A 1,535-nucleotide genomic window follows, 5' to 3' on the forward strand; every position below is an offset into this window, starting at 1 on the left:
GTCACGCGGATGGCGCGGCGACGCGGACGGCGCGGTCACGCGGGCCGCCCGACGCGCGGCACGGGTGACGCGGGCGGAACGCGGCGCGGCACGGGCGGCACGCGCACGCCCTCCACGCGCGCGGCACGCCACGTCACCGCAGGTCCACGCGCCGCACCTCTCGCGCCCGTGTCGGCCTGGCCCACTAGGCTCGCGGCGATCACGGGACGGCCCGACCGGGCCCGACCGACGGGACCCGACGAGCCCGCCCCGGGAGCGCGATGGACGACAGCCGGACGACCGACGCGACACCGGTCGCCGTCCCGCCCGACACGGACGCACCGACCGCCGCGTTCTTCGACCTCGACAAGACGATCATCGCGACGTCGTCGGCCACGGCCTTCTCCCGCCCGTTCATGGCGGGCGGCCTGCTCACGCGCCGCTCGGTGATCCGGACGGCCTACGCGCAGCTTCTGTACCTCGCGGGCGGCGCCGACGAGGCGCAGACCGAGCGGCTCCGCGCGCAGCTCTCGCGGATGGTCACGGGCTGGGACGTCGCGCAGGTGTCGTCGATCGTCGCCGAGACGTTGCACGAGTCGATCGACCCCGCGGTGTACGCGGAGGCGGTCGCGCTCATCGAGGAGCACCACGAGGCGGGCCGGGACGTCGTCATCGTCTCGGCGTCGGGCAGCGAGATCGTCGAGCCGATCGCCGCGGTGCTGGGCGCGGACCACGTCATCGCGACGCGCATGGCAGTGCTCGACGGCCTCTACACGGGCGAGATCGACTTCTACGCCTACGGGGAGAACAAGGCGACGGCGATCCGCGAGCTCGCCGCCGAGCGCGGGTACGACCTCGCGGCGAGCTACGCGTACTCGGACTCCATCACCGACGTGCCGATGCTGGAGACGGTCGGGCACGGGTTCGCGGTGAACGCCGACCGCGCGCTGCGCCGGGTCGCGGTGGAGCGCGGGTGGGGTCTGCTGACGTTCAGCCGGCCGGTCGCGCTGCTGTCGCTCGTGCGTCCGTCGACGCGGTCGGTCGTCGTCGCGACGGTCGCGGTGGCGGCGGGGTGCGCGCTGGCGGTGTGGCTGGTGCGGCGCGCGCGTCGGCGCGCGGCCTGACGACCTCCGCCCGAGGCCCTCACGTCCCGTCGCCACCCGCCGCCGCGGGCGTCGGGCCGGTCACCGTCACCCCGTCCGCGCGGCGTCCGCATCATGGGCTGGCGTCCCGCCATGCGGGCACGGACCGCCGCTGTGCTGGACCGTCACCGGCCCGAGTTCCCTTCGTGACCACCCTGAGGTACGACAGACGCACAACTGGACCGCCGCGAGGGCACCCACGCGCAGGATTGCCCACCTCTGGGCAGGTCGACCGGGCTCGTCCCGTCGCGACTGGACACGTGCACGCTTGATCACCCTCCCGGCTTCCGTTCGGCGACGGCGTCCCTCGGGACGCCGTCGTTGTGCCGGGGCCCGGTGCCGGGGTGCAAGGGGTCGCTGCCGGCGCTCAGTCGCCCGCCGGCAGACGCCCGCCGAGCACGCCGTCCGCGACGA

At 75.2% G+C, this 1,535-nt stretch carries 1 protein-coding gene; it reads left to right on the forward strand.

Features of this window, described 5'->3' with window-relative positions; genetic code table 11:
- Positions 1-260 precede the first annotated feature (260 nt).
- Positions 261-1,103, forward strand: coding sequence for an HAD family hydrolase (locus tag CBZ_RS18400; protein ID WP_130782917.1), 843 nt, complete (start codon positions 261-263; stop codon positions 1,101-1,103).
- The last annotated feature ends 432 nt before the right edge of the window (positions 1,104-1,535 follow it).

Origin of the sequence: Cellulomonas biazotea (assembly GCF_004306155.1) — a bacterium.
GTDB classification, from domain to species: domain Bacteria; phylum Actinomycetota; class Actinomycetes; order Actinomycetales; family Cellulomonadaceae; genus Cellulomonas; species Cellulomonas biazotea.

Coding starts and splice junctions, on each gene's coding strand:
- CBZ_RS18400 (WP_130782917.1), top strand. CDS start 261: ATGGACGACAGCCGGACGACCGACGCGACACCGGTCGCCGTCCCGCCC.